Here is a 21,930-nt window from a genome sequence, read left to right as displayed (position 1 = left end):
CGGACAGTGGACGGAGCAGCTTCATGCTCGCCAGCCTGTCACGAACGACAGGCGCCTGGCCGCATGCTTCCCGAGCGTGAGTGACTCCAGGCAGGCAGGCATCGAAGCGCCGCGGGTGTGTTCCATCCGCCCCTGCCGCGGATGCAGCGGGCTCCCATCATGTCCACATCACCCTGCGGTGCGTCAGGAGGTGGTGTGGCGTGAGCGAGAGCACGGAACGCCGGGATGTCGGGCGGAGGGCCTCCAGGAGCAGGGCGGGCAGGTGCGGAGCCCTCGTGGGGCTGGGCCTGCTCGTGCTCTCGGGCTGCAAGCAGGCGGGCCCGGAGTCGGCCAGCGCCCAGGCCCAGCAGCAGGCACCGGTGGCGCTCGGGCCGGAGGACGTGGTGCGCGTGGAGCAGCGGGAGCTGCAGAGTGGTCCCGTCCTCTCCGGCACGCTCCAGGCCCGCCGCGCCGCCGCCATGCGCTCCGAAGTTCAAGGCGCCGTGGTGGAGATGGCCGTCGAGCAGGGCCAGGAGGTGAAGAAGGGCCAGCTGCTCGCGCGTATCGAGGACACCACGCTGCGGAACCAGCTCATCGCCGCGCGCACCGCGGTGCGGCTGGCGCACAACAGCCTGCAGGTGGCCCGGGCCGAGGAGGAGCGCAATCGCAAGCTGTCCGACGCGGGCGTCATCACCCGGAGAGAGCTCGAGCGCGCGGTGCTCGCGCACTACCAGGCCCAGGCGCAGCTCTCCGAGGCCGAGGCCCGGCTCGCGCTCGCGCAACAGCAGCTGAGCCGCACCCACCTCCGCGCGCCCTTCGATGGCGTGGTGAGCGAGCGCCACGCGAGCGCGGGCGACATCGTCCAGCCGGGCGCGCCGCTCTACACCGTCATCGATCCCACCAGCCTGCGGCTGGAGGCCTCCGTCCCGGCCTCGCAGTTGAATCTGCTCGAGCCCGGCGTGCGGGTGGACTTCAACGTCAGCGGCTACGGCGAGCGCACCTTCGCGGGCCGCATCGAGCGCATCAACCCCGCGGTGGACCCCGCCACCGGCCAGGTGCGCCTCTACGTCACCCTGCCCAACACTGAGCAGACGCTGCTCACCGGGCTCTCCGCCGAGGGCCGGGTGGCGGCGCTGCAGCGTCAGGCGCTCGCGGTCCCCGTCTCCGTGGTGGACACGCGCAACGAGCCCCCCGTGGTGCTGCGCGTGAAGAATGGCCGCGTGGAGCGAGTGCCGGTGACGCTCGGCATGACGGACGCGTTGGCGGGCCAGGTGGAGCTGCGCTCTGGCGTGCAGCAGGGGGACGTGCTGCTGCGCGGCTCGGCGAAGGACCTGGCCGTGGGCACGCGCGTGCAGGTGCGGGCGCCCGAGCGGCCCCAGGAAGCCGGGCCGGGCGTGGGCGGCGCGGGCACTCCCCAGGACGACTAGCGCCGCGCCCATCCTCACCGAGAGGGAGCCATCCCGTGTTCATCTCCAACTTCGCCATCAAGAAGCCCATCGTCACCATCACCGCCATGTTGGCGCTGGTGGTGTTCGGCCTGGTGGCGCTCGTGGTGTTGCAGACGGACGAGTTCCCGGACGTCCAGCAGCCCATCATCAACGTCACCATCGTCTACCCGGGGGCCTCGCCCGAAGTGGTCGAGCGCGAGGTGGTGGAGCCCGTCGAGGACGCGCTCTTCAGCATCAGCGGGGTGGATGCCGCGAAGTCCACCTCCAGCGCCATCGACGGCCTGGCGCAATTCACCATCTTCTTCGACTACGAAAAGGACATCCAACAGGCGGCCCAGGACGTGCGCGACGCCATCTCCGGCAAGCGCAATGACCTGCCGGACGAGATGGAGGAGCCCGTCCTCACCCGGTTCGATCCGGCGGACATGCCCATCGTCTCGCTGGCCATCACCTCGGACAACCTGCCGGCCACGGCGCTCACGCGGCTCGCGGACCCGGGCATCGTGGGCGAATTGCGCTCCATCCCCGGTGTGGCGCAGGCCTCGGTGGTGGGTGGCATCGAGCGGGAGATGACGGTGTTCGTGCGCCCCGAGGCGCTGCGGGCCGCGGGGCTGAGCATCGGGCAGGTGGTGCAGGCGCTGCAGGAGCAGAACCTCGCCGCGCCGGTGGGGCGGCTGGACGGACCGCTGGAGGAGACCACCATCCGTCTCAAGGGCCGGCTGGAGACGCCCGAGGACTTCGCGCGCGTCGTCATCGCCGAGCGCGGGGGCCAGCCCATCCGGCTCGGCGAGGTGGCCAAGGTGGTGGATGGCACCGAGGACCCTCGCACCCTGGCCCTCTTCAACAACCGCGAGGCGGTGGGCATCGAGATCCTCAAGGCCAAGGGTTACAGCACCACCCAGGTGGCGGACCTCATCCGCGAGCGCATCGCCGCGCTCCAGCCCACGCTGCCCCCGGGCGTGAAGATGGAGATCGTCCGCGACTCGGGCGTCCGGGTGGAGCAGGCCGTGGACAACGTGAAGTCGGCGCTCGTCGAGGGCGCGGTGCTCACGGTGCTGACGGTGTTCCTCTTCCTCAACTCGTGGCGCTCCACGGTGATTACCGGCCTGGCGCTGCCGGTGAGCGTGCTGGCGTCCTTCATCAGCGTGTGGGCGTTCGGCTTCACGCTCAACACCATGTCGCTGCTGGGGCTCAACCTCGCCATCGGTATCCTCATCGACGACGCCATCGTGGTGCGCGAGAACATCGTGCGTCACATCGAGATGGGGAAGGCCCACTACACGGCCTCGCGCGAGGGCACGAGTGAGATTGGCCTCGCGGTGGCGGCGACGACGTTCTCCATCGTCGCGGTGTTCGTGCCGGTGGCCTTCATGTACGGCGTGGCCGGGCAGTGGTTCAAGCCCTTCGCCCTCACCATCGCGTGCTCGGTGCTGGTGTCGCTCTTCGTGAGCTTCTCGTTGGACCCGATGCTCTCGGCGTACTGGCCGGACCCGGCGGTGGAGCAGGGGGCGCACAGGGGCCCCATCTCGCGGGTGCTCGCGCGCTTCAACCGCTGGTTCGACCGGCAGGCGGACCGCTACAAGGGCGTCATCGCCTGGGCGTTGGACCACCGGCTGGCCATGGTGCTGGTGGCGGTGGGCTCGCTGGTGGGCGCGCTGGTGCTGCAGGGGGCCTTCGGCGGCGCGGGCTTCGTCCCGATGAGCGATCGCGCCGAGGTGGAGCTGCTGGTGGAGACGCCCGCGGGCTCCAGCCTCGACTACACGCGGCGCAAGGTGGAGGAGGTGTCCCAGCTCGCGCGCAACCACGCGGAGGTGCGCTACACCTTCACCACCATCGGCACGCCGCTGCCGCTGCGCTCGCCGGGCGTGGACCAGGCGCTGGTGTACGTGCGGCTCACGCCCAAGCATGAGCGCCACGTGAGCCAGGATGTGATTGGCGCCACGCTGCGCCAGGAGCTCTCGCGCGTGGCCGGGGTGAAGGTGTCCGTCTTCACCAGCGGCTTCGGCGGCGCCTTCAAGCAGATTCAGCTGGAGCTGCGCGGGCCGGACGCGCGCGAGCTGACGCGGCTGGCCGAGCAGGTGCGCCGCGAGGTGGAGCAGGTGCCGGGCGCGGTGGACGTGGGCCTGTCCACGCGCGGGGAGAAGCCGGAGGTGGAGGTGGAGGTGGACCGCGGCGTGGCGGGCCGGCTCAACGTGACGGTGGCCCAGATTGGCCAGTCCTTGCGCGCGGCCTTCGCGGGGGTGGACTCGGGCGACTGGGTGGACCCCTCGGGCGAGACGCGGGACGTGGTGGTGCGGCTGGTGCCCGAGGCCCGCACGCGCCCGAGTGACCTCGAGCAGCTCCCGCTGGTGGCGGGCGCGTCGCCGGGGGGCCCTCCGGCGCTCGTCCCACTGGGCCAGGTGGCGCGCATCCGCGAGACGGTGGGCCCCGCGCAGATCAACCACCTCAACCGCGAGAAGGTCATCAACGTGCAGGCCAACGTGCAGGGGCGCTCGCTCTCGGAGGTGATGACGGACATCCGGGCTGGGGTGGGCAACGTGCGGCTGCCTCCGGGCTACATGCTGGGCGAGGGCGGCGAGGCGCGCGACCAGGCCGAGGTGTTCGGCCGCGTCTTCCTCGCGCTCGGGGTGGCGGTGCTGCTCATGTACCTCATCCTCGTCATCCAGTTCGGCTCGTTCCTGGATCCGCTGGCCATCCTCGTCTCGCTGCCGCTGTCGCTCATCGGCGTGGTGCTGGCGCTGCTGATTACAGGGGATGCCATCAACATCATGAGCCTCATCGGCGTCATCCTGCTGATGGGGATTGTCGCCAAGAACGCCATCCTGCTCATCGACTTCGCCAAGTGGGCGCACTCGCGGGGCAAGCCCATGCGCGAGGCGCTCATCGAAGCGGGGCGCATCCGCCTGCGGCCCATCATGATGACGACGTTCGCCCTCATCGCGGGCATGGTGCCGGTGGCGCTGGGCACGGGCGAGGGCGGTGACTTCCGCGCGCCGCTGGGCCGGGCCGTCATCGGCGGCGTCATCACCTCCACGCTGCTCACGCTGCTGGTGATTCCGACGGTGTACGAAATCCTCCACGACTTCCGCACCTGGGCGTTGGGCAAGCTGCGGCGGAGCGTGGGGCAAGGCGGCCACGGGCCGATGCACGGCCCTCCCCAGGCCCGTCCGGGGGCGTAGAAGGGCACCGGGTTGGGGCTCTCCCTCTGCCGGGGGCTGGTACAGGCCCATGGGGGCTCGCCACTGAGCGGGCGGGCAGGCATCTGGTATCGAACAGTCCGGGCGGGTGTGCCACACTGGCGCCCCGGTTTCCGCGTGGTGGCGGAGGCCGGAGCCTTTCGGGGGTAGCTCCCATGACGGACATGCGCTGGACGAACGAGTTCCTGGATTCCATGCGCCAGCAGTGCGACGCGCCGGCGGACGAGGCGGTGCGCAGCCTCTTCGCGCAGGGGCAGGTGGGCTCGGCCAACGAGCTGATGCGGCAGCTGGTGGCCCACGAGACGGTGGTGGCCGAGCAGCTCCCCGCGCCGCTGCGCGGCTACTTCGAGCAGAGCGCGCGCCTTCCCTCGTGGGCGGACAAGCAGCTCATCTACGAGGGGCAGGCGGTGTTCAGCCGCTGTGGCTCGCTGTCGATTGTCGCGCTCATCTGCGCGGCGCTGCCCACCTGCTACGCGGGCGCCCAGGGCGTGCAGGTGCTCCACCTCACCGCGCGCCTGGAGACGGACACCAAGCGCCGCATCGTGGAGACGGCGCAGATGGTGGTGGACGTCATGGGCCATGGCGGCCTGGAGCCGGACGGCTGGGGTGTGCGGGACGCGCAGAAGGTGCGGCTCATGCACGCCGCCGTGCGCCACCTCATCCGCCAGAGCGGCCAGTGGAAGCCCGAGTTTGGCGAGCCCATCAACCAGGAGGACATGGCGGGCACGCTGCTGACGTTCTCGGTGGTGACCATCCGCGCGCTGGTGAAGCTGGGCTACACGCTCGAGGCGCGCGAGGCGCAGGCCTACTACCACGCGTGGCGCGTGGTGGGTTACATCATGGGCGTGGACGAGCGGCTGCTGCCGGAGAACCTGGAAGACGCCGAGCTGCTGGCGGACGCCATCTTCAAGCGCGTGTTCCGCGCCTGCCCCGAGGGCCAGGCCATGACGAAGGCCCTCATCGAGCAGGTGGAGCACATCATCCCCGGCGACCTCTTCGACGGCCTGTGCCGCACGCTCATCCGCCACCTGGTGGGCGACGACGTGGCGGAGCTGCTCGCCGTGCCCCCCGCGGACTGGACGCGCGCGCTCATCAAGCCGCTGCAGCTGCTGGGCTGGGTGATGGACGAGGGCGACGAGGCGAACGTGGTGAACGCCAGGCTCAGCGAGCTCTTCGGCCGCAAGCTGCTCGAGGGCGTCGTCTGGGTGAGCCGCGGCAACGAGCGCCCGCCCTTCCGCATCCCGGAGCAACTGCGCGAGGCCTGGAAGGTGCGCAGCCGCGAGCAGCAGCTCTGAGGTGTGAAGCACGGGCGGGGCCGCACGTCGCCCCGCCGATGTCCAGCCCAAAATCGGCGTTTGTCGGGAACGCGCGCTTGCTGGCGTACCGCGGGGTGGGTCCCTAGCTTGTCCAACACCGGCGCGCTTATACAGCCCCGGTGTGCGTGCGAGGCGTGACATGGCAATCGGAAAGGCGCGAGTAGGCCAGAAGGCCCTGGGTCTGGGAGTGCTGCTGGTGTGGCTCGGGGGATGCGGGTCCGGACTGGAGGAGACGAAGGACTCCGAGACCCCGGTGCTCCCCGAACCCTCGCCGGACGACGCGTCCGAGCCGCCTCCGGATGGACGGTTGGTTCCCCCGGGAGGGCAGCACGGCGATTCGAGTGCCCCCGCGGTGGCCCTGGATGCACGTGGCCGGCCCGTGGTGGTGTGGAGTGAGTTCGACGGCTACCGCCGCTACCTCGCCGTGCAGGCCTGGAGTGGCTCGAAGTGGCAGGCCCTGGGCGAGGGGCCGGGAGTACGGGTGGTGGACTCGTCGCCGTCCTGGCCCACGGTGGCCGTGGACGCGCGGGGCCGGACCGTCGTGGCGTGGACGGACACGTCCGCGGAGGGCAACGACCGCGACGTCTACGTCAGCCGGTGGGAGGGCCAGCGGTGGGTGGCCCTCGGCAAACCCCTGCACATCTACTCGGGGTACCTCTCGGCCGCCCGGGCGCCGTCCCTGGTGCTCGACGCGGAGGGGAACCCGGTCGTCGCCTGGCTCGAGAACAACGGCCGCACCGATGACGTCCTCGTGTGGCGCTGGAACGGGATGACGTGGCTGCCGGTGGGGGACATGCAGAGGGCAGGGCCCACCGAGGCCGAATCGCAGGCGGGCCCCGTGTCGCTCGTGCTCGACCCTCGGGGCCGTCCGCTCGTCGCGTGGCAGGCGGGCGCGAGCCCCAGCCGCATCTTCGTCCGGGCGTGGGACGGGAGTGCCTGGCGGCCCCTGGGCGCGCCCCTGAGCGCGCGCGAGGACACCCTCGCTGGAGATCCCTCGCTCGCGCTGGCGCCGGATGGAACGCCCTACGTCGCCTGGACCGAGTCGGACGGCCAGACGCCCGGCCGGGTGTATGTCCGCACGTGGGATGGCGCCGCGTGGAAGCCCCTGTCGGAGCAGGCGGCGGGAATCGACCGGGCGTACTCGGCCCGGCTCGCCGTGGATTCGGACGGAGTCCCGAGGCTGGCCTGGGTGGAGTGGGGTGACTCCGCGAACGGGCTGCTCCACCTGGGGCGTTGGAACGGCTCCCAATGGCTGCCCGAGCCGCTGCCGCGTCACCAGGGACAGGCGCCCGCCCTGGCCGTGTCGTCCCGGGGCCGGCCCTTCCTCGCGGCGCTGGAGGGCAGCGGCCCCAATGGCACGTATGGGGTGCTCGTGCTGCGCCCGGAGACGGCGCCCTAGCGGGACTGGAGGGCCTCGGCGGCACCGAGTGTGAAGCGGAACGTGCTGCCCTGGCCCGGCGTGGACTCCACCCAGATGCGCCCGCCGTGGCGCTCGACGATCTTCTTGCAGATGGACAGGCCGATGCCCGTGCCCGGGTACTCCTCCTTGCCGTGCAGCCGCTGGAAGATGGCGAAGATGCGCTCGTAGTACTGGGGCTCGATGCCGATGCCGTTGTCCTCCACGGCGACGGTGACGGTGTCGTCCTCGCGCGTAGCGGACACGCGGATGAGCGGGGGCCGCTCGCCGCGGAACTTCAGCGCGTTGCCCACCAGGTTCTGCAGCAGTTGCGCGAGCTGGGGCTCGTCTCCCTTCACCCACGGGAGCGGCTCCACCTTCACCTGCGCGCCGGACTCCTCGATGGCCAGCCGCAGGTGGGACAGGGCGCGCTCCAGGCTCTTCTCCAGGGGCATGGGCACCAGCTCCTTGCCCCGCGTGCCCACGCGCGAGTAGGCCAGCAAGTCATTGATGAGCGCCTGCATGCGCGTGGCGCCGTCCACCGCGTAGCGGATGAACTCGTCCGCGTCCGCGTCCAGCTTGCCCTTGTAGCGCCGTGACAGGAGTTGCACGTAGCTGGCCACCATGCGCAGCGGCTCCTGCAAATCATGCGAGGCCACGTAGGCGAACTGCTCCAGGTCCGCGTTGGAGCGGGCGAGCTCCTGGGCGCGCTGGGCCAGCTCGGCCTGGGCCTGGCGCAGGCTCTCCAGCAGCTCGGTGGTGTGCTGGCGGGCCCGCTCGGCCTCGGCGCGCGCTGCCTGCTCGCGCACCAGCCGCCGCGCGTCTTCCTCCAGGGCGAGCCGCTCGGTGATGTCGGTGCACACGCCGGTGAGGCGCGAGGGCTGGCCCTGCTCGTCCAGCGTGAGGTGGCCGTGGGCCTCCAGCCAGCGCACCTGCTCGTCCGGACGGATGATGCGGTACTGCACGTGGTGCTCCGGTTGGCGCTCGGCCACCACGCGCTGGATGCTGGAGATCACGTGCTCCCGGTCCTCCGGGTGCATGTCGCTCTGGTAGTCCTGGAAGGAGCCGCCGAAGCTGCCCTCGGGGATACCGTGGATGCGCTCGAGCGTGGGCGCCCAGGTGACGCGCTGGGCTGGAATATCCCACTCCCAGGCGCCCATGCGGCCCGCCTCGAGCGCCACCTCCTGCCGGGCCTGGGCGCGCTTCGCCTCCGCGTAGAGGCGCGCGTTGTCCACCGCGAGCGCCGCGCGGCGGGCCAGCTCCTCCACCAGCCGCAGCTCCTCGGGGCCCAGCGGGCGCGAGGACTCGGCATTGGCCACGGTGAGGGTGCCCAGCGTCCGGCCCCGGGCGTTGAGGGGCACCACCATGATCGAGCGCAGGCCCAGCTCGCGCAACATGCGCAGGTGCTCCGCGTCGTGCGCGGCCGCCACCAGCATCTCATCCGTGATGTGCGGGGTGAGCTGCGGCTGGCCCGTCTGGATGACGTGGGCGATGGTGCCGGAGCTGCGCGCATCCGCGGGGTAGAGCTCGCGCATCCGGCGGGCCAGCTCCACCTTGGTGGGGTCTGCGTGGACGGACGCCACCTGCCGCGAGGACGCGGGGCCCTCCGCCAGGTCCACCCCGCACCAGTCGCCCAGCCGGGGCACCAGCAGGCGCGCGGTGGCGATGAGGGTGCTCTCCAGGTCGAGCGAGGCGGAGAGCAGCTCACCGGCCTCGGCCAGCAGGCTCAAGCGCTCCTGGGTGCGCATCACCTCGGTGATGTCCCGGAAGACGTTGACGGCGTACACCACCTGGCCGTGCGCGTCGCGCACCGGGGCCGCGGACACCCGGCTCCACGACTCCTGGCCCGTATGCCTGTCGCGGAAGCGCAGCACGCGCTCGGTGACGCTCTGGCCCGCGAGCACCTGGCGGCCGGGCAGCGAATCGAGGTCGAGCGGCCGGCCCGAGGCGTCGAGCACCTGGAAGCGCGCGAACACCGCGGCGGCCACCGGTCCCAGCAGCTCCTCCGGCGAGGACGCCCCGAGCAGGCGCGCGGCGGCGGGGTTGACGAAGCACAGCGAGAGGTCCGGGGCCTGCACGGTGACGCCGTCGTTCACCTGCGCGAAGAGGGCCTCCACCAGCGGGCGGGCGCGCTCGAAGAGTTGAGCCAGCATCTCCGCCGACAGCCCCGCACCGGCCCGAGTCGTAGGTAACTCCATGCCCGGACCCTCCCAACCGCGGGCGGGAGCGTCCATGCACACGCCGTCCCAGTGTTCAGAACCGTTTCCACTTGGTGATGCGCACCAGGGTGCCCTGGCCGGGCTGGGACTCGATGTGGAACTCGTCCACCAGCCGCCGGGTGCCGCTCAGCCCCAGGCCCAGGGACGCCGCGGTGCTGTGTCCGTCGGTCAGGGCCCAGTCGAGGTCGGGGATGCCGGGCCCCTCGTCGTGGAACTCCGCCCGGATGCCCGTGCGCACTCCGTCCGTCACCTCCTCGATGAGGGCCCTGCCCCGTTGGGCATGCACCCACACGTTGCGGCTGAGCTCGGTGACGGCGGTGGTGAGGGCCGCCGTGGTGAACGAGTCGAAGCTCCGGGCCTCCGCCAGCAAGCGCACGGCGCGGCGCACGAGGACCACGTCCTCCTCGTTGTCTATCTTCAGCTCCTGCAGGGAGAGGACGTGGAGCGTCATGGCCCGCCCACGGGAGCTCGCATGGCGCGAAAGGTGGAGAGGTGGTCGTTGCGAGGCAAGAGGCCTCGAGGACAGGTCGCGCACAACGTGCCCGGGAGGGCATACGAGAGAGGGCGGGTGGGGGTTGCCATTGCCCTGGAGTCGGAGCCGCTCAGTGCGGCAGCGGCTGCTCCTCCCGCGCGGGGGCGGTGGAGATGGGCACGGTGAAGACGAACGTCGTTCCCTGTCCCAACTGGCTCTCCACCCAGATGCGGCCGCCGTGCGCCTCGACGATGCCCTTGACGATGGCCAGGCCCAGCCCGGCGCCCTCGGTGCGCCGCTCCTGCCAGAAGGGCTCGAAGAGGTGGGGCAGGGACTCCTGGGCGATGCCCGGCCCGGTGTCCGTCACCGAGAGGTGCACCTCCTGGCCCACCCGCCAGGCCTTCAGCGAGATGCGCCCGCCCTCGGGGGTGAAGCGCAGGGCGTTGCCCATCAGGTTCTGCAGCACCTGGAGAATCCGCTCCCGGTCCACCGACACCGCGGGCAGGGCCCCCTGCACGGACTCCTCCAGGTGGATGCCCTTCTCCTCGGCCAGCGTGCGCTGCAACTCCAGCGCGTCGTGCATCAGCGGCGCCACCTCCTCGCGCCGCCGCTCCACCGACAGGTGCCCGGCCTCCATCCGCGCCACGTCGAGCAGGTCCTGGATGAGGCGGTTCATCCGCTCGGCCGAGCGCTGGATGGCCTGGAGCTGCCGCCGCTCTCGCGTCTTCTCCGGGGGCGTCTTCTCCAGCAGCAGCTTGCCGCTCATGGAGATGGTGCTGAGGGGATTGCGCAGGTCATGGGAGACGATGGCGAGCACCTCGTCGCGGGCGCGGGTGGCGCGCTGGGAGGCGTGGTAGAGGCGGGCGTTCTCGATGGCGAGCCCCGCGCGGCTGGCGAGCTCCTCGGCGAGCACGAGGTCCGCCGGGCCGTAGTGCCGCTCCCGCCGCGACGAGGCGAGGAAGAGGGCGCCGAGGGTGCGCTCGCGGAACGTCAGCGGCACCAGCATCACCGAGGTGGGGGCGAGCTCGCGCAGGAGGCGGAAGTGCTCCTCGCCGCGGCTGATGGCCCGGAGCCAGGCCTCGGTGACGTCGCTCACCCGTTCCGGCTCGCCCACGCGGAGCACCCGGGAGATGCCCTGCTGCTGGTCTCCTTCCGGGGGCAGGCCGCGCAGCCTCTCGAGCAGCTCCCCGCTGTCCTTCCCGTGCAGGGCCGCCGCCACCGGCCGGGCCTTGCCGTCCCTTCCCACCCAGTAGGTGATGCAGCAGTCCGCCAGCCGCGACACCGCCAGCCGGGTGAGGCTGTCGAGGACGGCCTGGCGCTCGAGCGACCCGGCGAAGGTGCGGCTGGCCTCGGAGAGGAACTGCTGGGCCTCCTCCACCTGTTTGCGCTCGGCGATGTCGCGCGCGATGGTGGAGAGGTACGCCACCGCCCCATTCGGCTGCCGGTGGGCGATGAGGACCTGGGAGGTGGGCAGCTCCTTGCGGTCCGCGCGCACCACGGCCGTCTCTCCGCTCCAGGAGCCCTCGCGGATGGCGGTGGGGATGCCCTCGCGCAGCAGCAGCGAGGCGGCCCATTCCGGGTGGAGATCCACGAGGGTGCTCCGGGTGAGCTGCTCCTCGTCCAGTCCGAGCAGCCGCCGCCCCGCGCGGTTGAGGTACAGCAGCCGCCCCGCGGCGTCGAAGGTGCCCACCAGGTCGGGGGTGGCCTCGAGGATGGCGGTGAGGCGCCGCTGCTCCGCGAGCAGGGCCTCCATCCGCCGGCGCGCCACCTCCGCCTCGGTGCGGGCCGCCTCCTCCCGGGCCAGCTTCAACGTCATCTCCTCCGTGCGCTTGCGCTCGGTGATGTCGCGCACGAAGCCGACCATGCGCGGGGTGCCCTTCCCGGCGCCGGAGTAGAAGCAGCCGGTGTCCCAGACGTGGCGCACCGAGCCGTCCTTGTGCAGGATGCGAAAGCCCAGGTCGAGCCGCGTGCCCTCGGTCCTCGTCTTCTCCAGCTCGGTGATGAAGTGGGCCCGGTCCTCCGGATGGATGACCTCCATCGCCTGGGTCAGCGTGCCGGGCATCTCCTCCGCCGAGTAGCCGATGACCCGCTCCACATCCCCGTCGAAGGCGATCTCATCGCTGATGGGATCCCAGTCGAAGAAGAGCTGGCCGCTGGCGTGGACGGCGGCATCGAGGCGGCTGTTGGCCTCGAGGAGCTTCTCCCGCTCCCGCTTCTGCTCGGTGAAGTCGATGCTCACCGACACGGCGCCGGTGATGCGGCCGGTCGCGTCGCGGATGGGACGCGCATGGTGGAGGATGCTCTTGTGCTCGCCGGTGAAGGTTTCGATCTCCAGCTCCTCCGGGCCGGAGATATCCCCCTTCTCGATGGCGCGGGCCATGCCCCACTCGTGTGCGCCGAGGCGGCGGCCCGTGCGCGGCCACCACGCCTTGAAGCGGTCGTAGTTCTCCGGCGTCTCCCCCAGGGGCATGCCGGGGCCCCAGAGGGCATAGGCGGCGGGATTGGCCTCGATGAGCTGGCCCGAGCGATCCGCGAGGGTGACCCCGACCGGAAGGATTTTCAGCACCGCCTGGAGCCGCTGCCGCTCGGTGGCGCGCACGAGGAAGGACGCGACGAAGCCGGCCAGGAAGCTCAGGTGCTCCACGTCCGCATCGCTGAAGGCGTTCGGCCCGTCCGAGTGCAGCTCGAGCACGCCGATGGGCCTGCGGTGGTGGAAGAGGGGGGCGACGAGCAGGGAGCGGATGCCCATGCGCCGCAGCAGCTCCGCCTCCTTCCGCTCATCGGCCCACGAGTCATCGAGCTTGAGGGCCTGACTGGTCCGGACGCTCGAGCCGCACAGGGTCTCGTCGAGCCGGAAGCGTGCACCCTGGTGGGCGATCGCCTGGCCGCTGGCCATCTGGAAGACGAGCGAGTCGTCCTCGAGCAGCGCGATGACGGCGCCCGTGGAGCGCATGAGCGCCTGCACCCGTCCGGTGATGAGGCTCATGAGCGCGTCCGGCTCGAGCTCCTCGGCGGCGAGCTCCCGCTGGAGGGCGATGAGATCGGCGCGGCGGGCGGCCTGCTCCCGGGCCGCGTCGGTGGTGAGCTTGTTGTCGGTGAGGTCCCGGCTCACCTTGACGAAGCCGATGAGCTGGCCTTCCTCGTCCCGGAGCGCCGTGGTGACGATGCGGGCCCAGAGACGGCTGCCGTCCTTGCGCAGGTACCACCGCTCGTCCGTGACCCTGCCTTCCGTGCTGGCCGTGGCCATCAGGTGCTCCGGCGCGTGCCGCTCGCGGTCCTCGGGCGTGAAGACGAGGGAGCAGGGTTGGCCCAGGAGCTCCGCGCTCCGGTACCCGAAGAGCCGCTCGGACCCCAGGTTCCAGCCGGTGATGAGGCCGTGGGGGTCCGCCGTCGCGATGGCCACGTCCTCGATGCTCTCCACCACCCGCCTGCAGAGGGCCGCATCGTGGGCAAGCGCGTCCCGCTCCCGCTCGGGCCCGGACCGGGTTGATGGGGTCGGCTCCGCTTCGCTGCGATGGCTCTCGGGCAAGGGCTCCTCCTGTGCTCGAGATGGACGTTCCTCGGCCCGATTCCACAATGTTCATGGCAACGTGCTCATTCCACGCTCGGAGGGCATCGCCCGGGAGGGCCTGGCTGCTGCGCCCCAGGGAGGGCAGGGCTCCTCCCGGGGCGGGGAGTTGTTCAGGAGCCGGGGGGTGGGGCGGGCAGGGGTTCACGGCCCCGCCGCTATCTCGTAGGGTGGGGGGCCCCTCCCCCGGAGCCGTGCCGATGCCCCGAGGAACCCTGCCCGAAGACTACCGGCGACACGTGACGGCGGCGCTGGCCGCGTTGAACGTGCGCAACCTGGTGCTGAGCCTCCACGACCCGAGCTTCCCGAGCGCTCCGGGCGAGGACGTGGGCCGGGGCTCGCCGTACTCGGAGGGGGGCCTGGGCTTCCTCGAGTTCGCGCGCGAGCTGGGCTTCAACGGCATTCAGCTCGGCCCGCAGGGGCAGAGCACGGAGGACAACGCCTCGCCGTACGACGGGACGCTCTTCTCGCGCAACGTGCTGAACGTGGCGCTCGCGTCCCTCACGAACGAGGAGTCCTGGGGTGGACTGCTGCGGCCCGAGCGGGTGCAGGCGCTCGTCGGGGCGCGGCCCGGCGGTGACGCCCGGGTGAAGCACGGCTACGTCTTCCGCGCCCAGCACGAGGCGTTGCAGGAGGCGTGGGAGGCCTTCCAGCACAAGCGCGCGCGGGCGGCGCCGGGCAGTGCCATCGCGTGGCTCTCCGGGCACTTCGACACCTTCCAGCGCGAGCACCGCGAGTGGTTGGAGCGCGACTCGCTCTACGACGCGCTGTGCACGGAGCACGGGCGCCCCTACTGGAAGGAGTGGCCGAGCGAGTGGGACCGGCGGCTGTGGAGCCCGCGTCCCGGCGAGGAGGCGGCGTTCGGCACGCGCCGGCAGGTGCTGCTGAAGAAGTACGCCGGGCAGGTGGAGGCGTATGCGTTCCGGCAGTTCCTCGTGCACTCGCAGCACGCGGCGCTGCGGGAGCGGACGGCGGCGTGGGGGCTGAAGCTCTTCGGGGATTTGCAGATTGGTTTTTCGCCGCGGGATGCGTGGGCGTACCAGGGGCTGTTCCTGGGCTCGTACCTGATGGGGGCGCCTCCGAGCCGCACCAATCCCGAGGGCCAGCCGTGGAACTACCCGGTGTTGGATCCGGCGCAATACCACGCGCCGCCGGCCACGACGGGCATGTACGCGGGGGTGCCCCAGCCCGGCCCGGTGTTGTGGTTCATGGGCCTGCGGGTGAACAAGATGCTGTCCGAGTACGACGGGCTGCGCATCGACCATCCGCACGGACTGGTGTGCCCGTGGGTGTACCGGGCCGGGGAGATGAACACGCTGCGCGCGGTGCAGCATGGCGCGCGGCTGTTCTCCTCGCCGGACCTGCCGGACCATCCGGAGCTGGCGCGCTGGGCGATTGTTCCGCCGGCGCAGTTGGACCGCTCGCTGCCGCGCCACGCGGACGGCTGGGTGCGCGAGCTGAACCCGGCCCAGGTGCGCCGCTACGGCGCCATCTTCGATGCCATCATCGCCGCGGCGCAGGCGCAGGGGCGCAAGGTGTCGGACCTGCTGTGCGAGGTGTTGAGCACGCAGCCCCATCCGCTGAAGCGGGTGGTGGAGCAGTACGGGCTGGGACGCTTCCGCGTGACGCAGAAGGCGGACCTGACGAATCCCCAGGACGTGTACCGCGGCGAGAACGCCGCGCCCCAGGATTGGATCATGGTGGGCAACCACGACACGCGGCCCCTCTGGGCGCTGGCGGAGCGGTGGCGGCAGGAGGGCGAGGCGAAGGCGCAGGCGGACTACCTGGCGTGGAGGCTGCACCCGGAGGAGGAGGGGCGCGAGGAGCTCGCGAGGCGGCTGCTGACGGAGCCGGGGATGCTGGAGCAGGCGAAGTTCGCGGACCTCTTCGCGAGCCGGGCGGAGAACGTGATGGTGTTCTTCGCGGACCTGCTGGGGATGAAGGAGACGTACAACGCGCCGGGCACGGTGAGCGAGGAGAACTGGAGCCTGCGCGTGCCCAACGACTACCGGCGCGAGTACGTGGAGAAGCTCGGGAGCAACGCGGCGCTGAACCTGCCGAGGGCGTTGGCCCTGGCGCTGCGCGCGGGCGGTGCGGAGGCCCGGGCGCGGCACCGGCAGCTCATCGCGGCGCTGGAGCGTCTGGCCGAGGAGCTGCCACGCGGGTGAGGGGCGTGCTCAGTGCCGCACGTCCACCACGAGGCGGGTGGGCTCCTTCAGCTCCATGACACGGTACGTGTTGGGGTGCTTCACGCCGAGCACCCAGGTGGTTTCGCCCTCGAAGTCGCACGTGAGCTCCAGCTCCTCGAGGAGGGGCAGCCCGGGCTTGCGCTCGCGAGCGCCGACGGTGGCCTTACCGCCCTCGTGCGCCTGCGCGGGCTGCAGGCGCACCTGGAGCCAGCCCTGGCCGGCGATGGCCGTGGGGTCTCCCGAGCCGCATTTGATGACGGGCGCGTCGATGTACTCGAGGTGGTAGCCGGGCAGTTGATCGCCGTCGAACTGGAACACGACGCGGTCGAAGCCCTCGTTGCGGGCCTCGCGCACCTCGCGCAGCGTCACGGGCTTCAGGCTGGCGCGCGGCAGGTCCACGACGCCCGCGGTCCACTCGCGATTCTTCGGGTTCTCCGGCGCGACGGCCTGGGTGCCCGGGCCGGGCGGGGGCGTCTGTTGAGTCGCTCCGGGAGCGGGCGCGGCACCGGCGTCGGCCTCGGGGGGCGCACCGGCGTCGGCCTCGGGGGCCGGAGGAGCGCCCGCGTCGACGGGCTGCGCGGCGGGAGCGGAGGGCTCCGCGGGCGGGGGCGGAGCCGTCTCCTCCTTCTTGCAGCCGGAAGCCGCGAGGCAGGCGGCGAGCCCGAGCGTCGGCATCCAGCGTCCCAGCATCTTCATCATCATCCTCCCTGCGGCCCGAGAGGCCGGGCCGGACGGGGCCCCATGTGGCACGAGCGCCGTCCGAGTTCCAGCACGATTGCCGGGGAGGAGGAGGGCGTCAGTAGGTGACGTTGCTGAACTGGCCGCGAATCTCCCCCATGGGGAAGTTCTCGGAGTGGATGTTTACGTAGAAGAGCCCGCCCTTGAAGGCTGTCTTCTGGGTGTCGTTGAGCGTCTTCTTCCCGGAGAAGGCCCCGCTGCGCGAGTCGGCGCCGGGGGTGACGTCGAGGTTGAAGACGATGTCACCATTCTGGCCCGCGGCCGCCTGGTGGACGTGCGCCCCGCTGCCGGACACCTCGTGCAGGGCGCTCGACAGTCCGCTGAAGCTGCCGGTGACGGTGAGGTCATCCCCATCGAGCGTGGCGGTGGCCGTGCCGGTGGCGGAGGACGACGTCGGGGGAACCTCGTTGGTGCCCTGCAATTGAGTGGTCGATACGGACGCGCCCCCGCAGCCGGCCAGCAGCAGCCCGGCCACCATCGACGTCAGCACCGCCAAGCGCTTCGTGTCACGAATGTGCATCACAGTCTCCTGTCTGTACCCCTGGAGGGTGGGGCAGCGTGTCTAAAGGACTTCCGCGGCGCCATTGATCCACGAGGCGGAGAAAGTGCCCGGTATCGGGCAGTTGCCCGGGGCCGAGTGAGGAAGGAGGCGTTCGGAGCGGGTGCCCGCGGGGGAGGCGGAAAATCCCACGCGGCACTTGGGATGGCGTACCGCGCCGCGTATATCGTTCGGCTGGACGCGGCCCCCCACCCCTTGGAGTGAAGCTCCCATGGCACTCGACCTTACCCCCCTGCTCGGCACCCGGAGGGACGACACCGTCAGCACGCTGGCGCGTGGCCTCATCGGCAGCGAAATCCTCCGCATCTCGGGGGAGATCCGCGAGCTGGTGACCCAGGGCAAGCAGGTGTGCAACCTCACCGTGGGAGACTTCAACCCCAAGGAGTTCCCCATTCCCACCGCGCTGGGCGAGGCCATCGCCGCGGCGCTGAAGGCGGGCGAGACGAACTACCCGCCCTCGGATGGAGTGCTGTCGCTGCGGCAGGCGGTGCAGCGCTTCTACGAGCGCGCGCTGGGCCTGAAGTATCCGCTGGAGAGCGTGCTCATCGCCGGAGGCGCGCGGCCGCTCATCTACGCCATCTTCCGCGCGGTGGTGGATGCGGGGGACACGGTCGTCTACCCGGTGCCGTCGTGGAACAACAACCACTACTCGTACATGGCGGGGGCGAAGCGGGTGGAGGTGGTGACGTCCGCCGAGCACGGCTTCATGCCCACGGTGGAGCAGCTGGCGCCGCACCTGCCGGAGGCGCGGCTGTTGTGTCTGTGCAGCCCGCTCAATCCCACGGGGACGATGATTTCGGCCGAGGCCCTGCGGGACATCGGCCAGCGCGTGGTGGAGGAGAACCGCAAGCGCGAGGCGGCGGGGCGCAAGCCGCTCGTCGTGATGTACGACCAGATTTATTGGACGCTCACGTTCGGGCAGGCGAAGCACGTGACGCCGCTGGAGCTGGTGCCGGAACTGGCGCCGTACACGGTATTCGTGGATGGCATCTCGAAGGCGTTCGCGGCGACGGGCGTGCGCGTGGGCTGGTCGCTGGGGCCGCCGTCCATCATCTCGAGGATGAAGGACGTGTTGGGGCACGTGGGCGCGTGGGCGCCGAAGGCCGAGCAGGTGGCGGTGGCGCGCTTCCTGGATGACGTGCCGGCGGTGTCGAGCTACCTGGAGACGATGAAGCGGCGGGTGGACGAGCGGCTGGTGGCGTTGCACCAGGGCCTCTCGGCGATGCGGGAGGCGGGGCTGCCGGTGCGCTCCATCGCGCCGCAGGGCGCCATCTACCTGTCGGCGCAGTTCGACCTCGTCGGCAGGGCGGGGCTGAAGACGAACGACGACATCCGCAAGCTGCTGTTGGACAAGGCGGGCTTCGCGCTGGTGCCCTTCCAGGCCTTCGGCCTGAAGGACGAGACGGGTTGGTTCCGCCTGTCGGTGGGCGCGGTGTCGATGGAGGAAATCAAGGCCGCGCTGCCGAGGGTGGAAGCGGTGCTGCGCGAGGCGGTGGGCAAGTAGCCGCACCCGAGGGCTGGGGGCGCTTCACGCGAGGTCCTGGAGCGCTCCGGCCGGGGGGCTGGTGGGAGCCATGAGGCTCGGGAATAGTACCTACGTGCCGCGGTTGGTGGCGGCACGCTCGGGGGGGAAGCACCCCCTGGCCGAGTGCACCCGGGGACGGCACCAGCACCCATGCTCAAGAGATTCGTGAACGTGAAGGACGAGGAGGTGGGCTCGGTCCTGCTGTCCTTCGTCTACTTCTTCACGCTGATGTGCGGCTACGCCATCCTCAAGCCGCTGCGCGACGAGATGGCGACGGCGGGGGGCGTGAAGAACGTGCCGTGGCTCTTCACGGCGACCTTCGTGGTGATGCTGGTGGCGGTGCCGGCCTTCTCGGCGCTGGTGGCGCGCTGGCCGAGGCAGCGGGTGATACCGCTCGTCTACCGCTTCTTCCTGCTCAACCTGCTGGCCTTCTTCGGGGTGCTGAAGCTGGGGGTGGCGCGGGACGAGGTGGCGCGGGCCTTCTTCGTCTGGGTGAGCGTCTACAACCTCTTCGTCGTCTCCGTCTTCTGGAGCTTCATGGCGGACCTGTTCGTGAGCGAGCAGGGCCGGCGCCTCTTCGGCTTCATCGCCGCGGGAGGCACGGCGGGGATGTTGGTGGGGCCCTTCCTGGTGAAGCTGCTGGCCGAGCCGCTGGGGGCCACCCACCTGATGCTGCTCACCGCGGTGCTGCTGGAGGGCAGCGCGCGGTGCGTGCGGCTGTTGTCGCGCCGGGCCACGCTCGTGCAGCCCCGGGCGGGTGCCACCGAGGCCCCGGTGGGCGGCGGCGTGTTCGCCGGGCTGCGGCTGCTCTTCTCCTCGCCGCTGCTGCTGGGGCTGGCGCTGCAGATGCTCCTGTACGCCGCCACCTCCACGTTCCTCTACAACCAGCAGGCCCACATCGTGGACAAGGTGGCCTCCGGCGCCAACGCGCGCGCGGCTGCTTTCGCGGACATCGACTTCTGGGTGCAGGTGCTCACGCTCGTGTTGCAGACGGTGGTGACGGGGCGCCTCATTCCGCGCTTCGGCCTGGGCGCGGCGCTGGCCATGGCACCGCTGCTCACCGCGCTCGGTTTCGCCGGGCTGGCGGTGGTGCCCTCGCTGGGCGTGCTCATCGGCTTCAAGTCGCTGCGCAATGCCTCGCACTACGCCTTCGAGCGGCCCGGCCGGGAAATCCTCTTCACCAGCGTGGACCGCGAGACGAAGTACAAGTCCAAGGGCTTCATCGACACGGTGGTGTACCGCGGCAGCGACTCGGTGAGCGCCTGGATGTACACGGGACTCGACACGCTCGGGCTGGGCACGGCGGGGCTGGCGCTGGCGGCGGTGCCCGTGGCGGGCCTGTGGCTCGCGGTGTCCCTGTGGCTCGCCCGGCACCAGCGCACCTCCGCTCCGGCCGAGGCGCCCGTGCTCGCTCCGGCCGCCGACGCGGCCCGCTGAATCGCCGGCCCGTGGGACGGCACGCTTTCATCCGTTGCACTCGAAGAGGGGGTCATCCACATGAAGCTGTCTCGTAGAGGGGTGCTGAAGGGAGCCGCCGCGCTCGGCTCGCTCTGGGCCGTGCGGTGTGCCGCGACGAAGGAGGGCCAGACGGCGCCTGCTGAAGCGGCCCGGACGTCCCCGCCGCGGGGTGGGAGCAAGCGCATCCTCATCCTCGGAGGGACGGGCTTCCTCGGTCCCCAGTTGGTGGAGGCGGCCCGGGCGCGCGGCCACACCGTCACCCTCTTCAACCGCGGCAAGACGCGGCCCCAGCTCTTCCCCGACGTGGAGAAGCTGCACGGGGACCGGGACCCGAGGAATGGCGAGGGCCTCAAGGCGCTCGAGGGGCGCGGCTGGGACGCCGTCATCGACACCTCGGGCTACGTGCCCCGCATCGTGCGCGCCTCGGCGGAGCTGCTGGCCCCCAACGTGGGCCACTACGTCTTCATCTCCACCATCTCCGTCTACAAGGAGCTGCCCCGGCCGGGCATGGATGAGAGCTCGCCGCTGGCCACCGTGAGCGACCCCACCAACGAGGACGTCCGCGAGAACTACGGCGCCCTCAAGGCCCTCTGCGAACAGGCGGCCGAGGCGGCCTTCCCCGGCCGCGCCACCCTCATCCGCCCGGGCCTCATCGTGGGCCCGGATGACCCCACCCAGCGCTTCACCTACTGGCCGGTGCGCGTGGCCCAGGGCGGCGAGGTGCTCGCTCCCGGCAACGGCTCGGATTCGGCGCAGTTCATCGACGTGCGCGACCTGGCCGAGTGGGCCATCCTCACCGTGGAGAGCCGGGACGTGGGCACCTTCAACGCCACGGGCCCGGACAAGCCGCTCACCATGAAGGGGCTGCTGGAGGCCTGCAAGCAGGCCAGCACCAGCGACGCCACCTTCACCTGGACCGACGCCGCCTTCCTGGAGAAGCAGAACGTGAGGGCGTGGATGGACATGCCCGTGTGGGTGACGCCCGGGGGCGAGCTGGCGGGCATGAGCGCCGTGAGCAACGCCCGGGCGGTGGCGCGCGGGCTGAGGTTCCGCCCCACGGTGGACACGGCGCGCGACACGCTGGCCTGGTTCAACGGGCTGCCCCCGGAGCGGCAGGTGGAGCTGCGCAAGCGCGCCGGCCTCACCCCGGAGCGCGAGCGCGAGGTGCTCGCCGCCTGGCATCAGCAGCAGGCCGGGACGGCCCAGGCGCGCTGAAGGCAAAAAAAATGGGGGATGCCTCGTTTCTGAGCGAGACATCCCCCATCACTCCGACCTCGACCTCGTCTGCCCGCCCCCTCCGGCGGGCAGGAGTCGTGGGGTCGTCAGCCTCGGAGTCCCACCCCCGTGGGGCTCCCAGGCCGGCCCCCCGGTGCACCAGGGGGGCTGAAAGCAAAGGCCCTACCAGCTGTAGATACCGCCCTCGTCCCCCCACTCGTCGGCGCCGTGGTGGGGGACGAAGCCCACCGGCTCGGAGCGCGAGGCCCGGCCGGCGCTGAAGCCTTCACCTCTGGCGAGCACGATGGGGGCCGCCGCCAGCCTCGGTGACAGCGGCCGGACCGCGGCCAGGCACGTCACCCCCGTGACCACCCGACGCAGCTCGGCCATCACCGCGGCCTCCGTCAGCACCGCCAGCTGGGTCCGCTTCGCCCCCGCGAAGGACGCCAGCCGGGGCACTTCCAGTCGGTTGCCCCCATCGCGCTCGGTCTGACCGGCCCTCCACGACAGCCGGCCCAGAGTCTTCGTCACCGACGCGTCGGGCTTCCCCCCCACATGCAGGACCACGCCCGCCTTCCCTTCCGTCCGCTTCCCGTGGCCCTGATGACGCGATGCATTCATGGCATCCTCCACCGTGAGCTGCATGGGCCG

The 21,930-nt window shown here is 71.3% G+C and carries 14 protein-coding genes; 8 read left to right on the top strand and 6 right to left on the bottom strand.

Annotated elements, in window-relative coordinates; genetic code table 11:
* Positions 1 to 275: 275 nt before the first annotated feature.
* The 4 genes from ACJ8AN_RS02100 (at position 276) to ACJ8AN_RS02085 (ending at position 7,339) form a co-directional block, all read left to right on the top strand.
* Positions 276 to 1,406 (top strand): efflux RND transporter periplasmic adaptor subunit, encoded by a 1,131-nt coding sequence (locus ACJ8AN_RS02100; RefSeq protein WP_407753500.1) that lies wholly within the window; start codon positions 276 to 278, stop codon positions 1,404 to 1,406.
* A gap of 35 nt (positions 1,407 to 1,441) precedes the next feature.
* Positions 1,442 to 4,606 (top strand): efflux RND transporter permease subunit, encoded by a 3,165-nt coding sequence (locus ACJ8AN_RS02095; protein WP_407753499.1) that lies wholly within the window; start codon positions 1,442 to 1,444, stop codon positions 4,604 to 4,606.
* A 173-nt stretch (positions 4,607 to 4,779) separates the two neighbouring features.
* Complete coding sequence (locus tag ACJ8AN_RS02090) at positions 4,780 to 5,919, top strand: oxygenase MpaB family protein (RefSeq protein WP_407753498.1); 1,140 nt, start codon at positions 4,780 to 4,782, stop codon at positions 5,917 to 5,919.
* Between the two features lie 160 nt (positions 5,920 to 6,079).
* Positions 6,080 to 7,339, top strand: a complete 1,260-nt coding sequence (locus ACJ8AN_RS02085) for a hypothetical protein (RefSeq protein WP_407753497.1) — start codon at positions 6,080 to 6,082, stop codon at positions 7,337 to 7,339.
* Here the strand turns inward: ACJ8AN_RS02085 and ACJ8AN_RS02080 are convergent.
* The 3 genes from ACJ8AN_RS02080 to ACJ8AN_RS02070 form a co-directional block, all read right to left on the bottom strand.
* The gene (locus ACJ8AN_RS02080; RefSeq protein ID WP_407753496.1) at positions 7,336 to 9,534 is read right to left on the bottom strand and encodes an ATP-binding protein; all 2,199 of its coding nucleotides are present in this window, start codon (positions 9,532 to 9,534) and stop codon (positions 7,336 to 7,338) included. The two genes, ACJ8AN_RS02085 and ACJ8AN_RS02080, sit on opposite strands and share 4 nt — an antisense overlap.
* A 55-nt stretch (positions 9,535 to 9,589) precedes the next feature.
* Positions 9,590 to 10,006: an anti-sigma regulatory factor gene (locus ACJ8AN_RS02075; RefSeq protein WP_407753495.1), complete on the bottom strand. Its 417-nt coding sequence runs from the start codon at positions 10,004 to 10,006 to the stop codon at positions 9,590 to 9,592.
* A 151-nt stretch (positions 10,007 to 10,157) separates the two neighbouring features.
* Positions 10,158 to 13,448 (bottom strand): PAS domain S-box protein, encoded by a 3,291-nt coding sequence (locus ACJ8AN_RS02070; protein WP_407753494.1) that lies wholly within the window; start codon positions 13,446 to 13,448, stop codon positions 10,158 to 10,160.
* A gap of 347 nt (positions 13,449 to 13,795) precedes the next feature.
* On the opposite strand from ACJ8AN_RS02070, the gene ACJ8AN_RS02065 reads away from it, so the two are divergent.
* On the top strand, positions 13,796 to 15,763 hold the full coding sequence (locus ACJ8AN_RS02065) for a 4-alpha-glucanotransferase (RefSeq protein ID WP_407753493.1): 1,968 nt from the start codon (positions 13,796 to 13,798) through the stop codon (positions 15,761 to 15,763).
* A 9-nt stretch (positions 15,764 to 15,772) separates the two neighbouring features.
* Here ACJ8AN_RS02065 and ACJ8AN_RS02060 read toward each other — a convergent pair whose 3' ends face one another.
* Together ACJ8AN_RS02060 and ACJ8AN_RS02055 are read right to left on the bottom strand one after the other, a co-directional pair.
* A complete protein-coding gene (locus ACJ8AN_RS02060; RefSeq protein ID WP_407753492.1) occupies positions 15,773 to 16,480 on the bottom strand; it encodes a hypothetical protein in 708 nt (235 codons plus the stop codon).
* Between the two features lie 100 nt (positions 16,481 to 16,580).
* Positions 16,581 to 17,042 carry a CHRD domain-containing protein gene (locus ACJ8AN_RS02055; RefSeq protein WP_407753491.1) on the bottom strand — a complete coding sequence of 154 codons (462 nt, stop codon included), beginning with the start codon at positions 17,040 to 17,042 and terminating at the stop codon, positions 16,581 to 16,583.
* Positions 17,043 to 17,292: 250 nt separating this feature from the next.
* Between ACJ8AN_RS02055 and ACJ8AN_RS02050 the strand changes: the two genes are divergently transcribed.
* The 3 genes from ACJ8AN_RS02050 (at position 17,293) to ACJ8AN_RS02040 (ending at position 21,279) form a co-directional block, all read left to right on the top strand.
* On the top strand, positions 17,293 to 18,585 hold the full coding sequence (locus ACJ8AN_RS02050) for a pyridoxal phosphate-dependent aminotransferase (protein ID WP_407753490.1): 1,293 nt from the start codon (positions 17,293 to 17,295) through the stop codon (positions 18,583 to 18,585).
* A gap of 171 nt (positions 18,586 to 18,756) precedes the next feature.
* Positions 18,757 to 20,043, top strand: coding sequence for an NTP/NDP exchange transporter (locus ACJ8AN_RS02045; RefSeq protein ID WP_407753489.1), 1,287 nt, complete (start codon positions 18,757 to 18,759; stop codon positions 20,041 to 20,043).
* A gap of 60 nt (positions 20,044 to 20,103) precedes the next feature.
* Complete coding sequence (locus ACJ8AN_RS02040) at positions 20,104 to 21,279, top strand: SDR family oxidoreductase (RefSeq protein WP_407753488.1); 1,176 nt, start codon at positions 20,104 to 20,106, stop codon at positions 21,277 to 21,279.
* 183 nt (positions 21,280 to 21,462) lie between these two features.
* Here ACJ8AN_RS02040 and ACJ8AN_RS02035 read toward each other — a convergent pair whose 3' ends face one another.
* Complete coding sequence (locus ACJ8AN_RS02035; protein ID WP_407753487.1) at positions 21,463 to 21,900, bottom strand: hypothetical protein; 438 nt, start codon at positions 21,898 to 21,900, stop codon at positions 21,463 to 21,465.
* Between the last annotated feature and the right edge of the window lie 30 nt (positions 21,901 to 21,930).

Origin of the sequence: Archangium sp. (assembly GCF_045802675.1) — a bacterium.
Taxonomy (GTDB): domain Bacteria; phylum Myxococcota; class Myxococcia; order Myxococcales; family Myxococcaceae; genus Archangium.
Note: the sequence above shows the minus strand (reverse complement) of the source record. Positions and strands in the feature narration are given on the sequence as shown.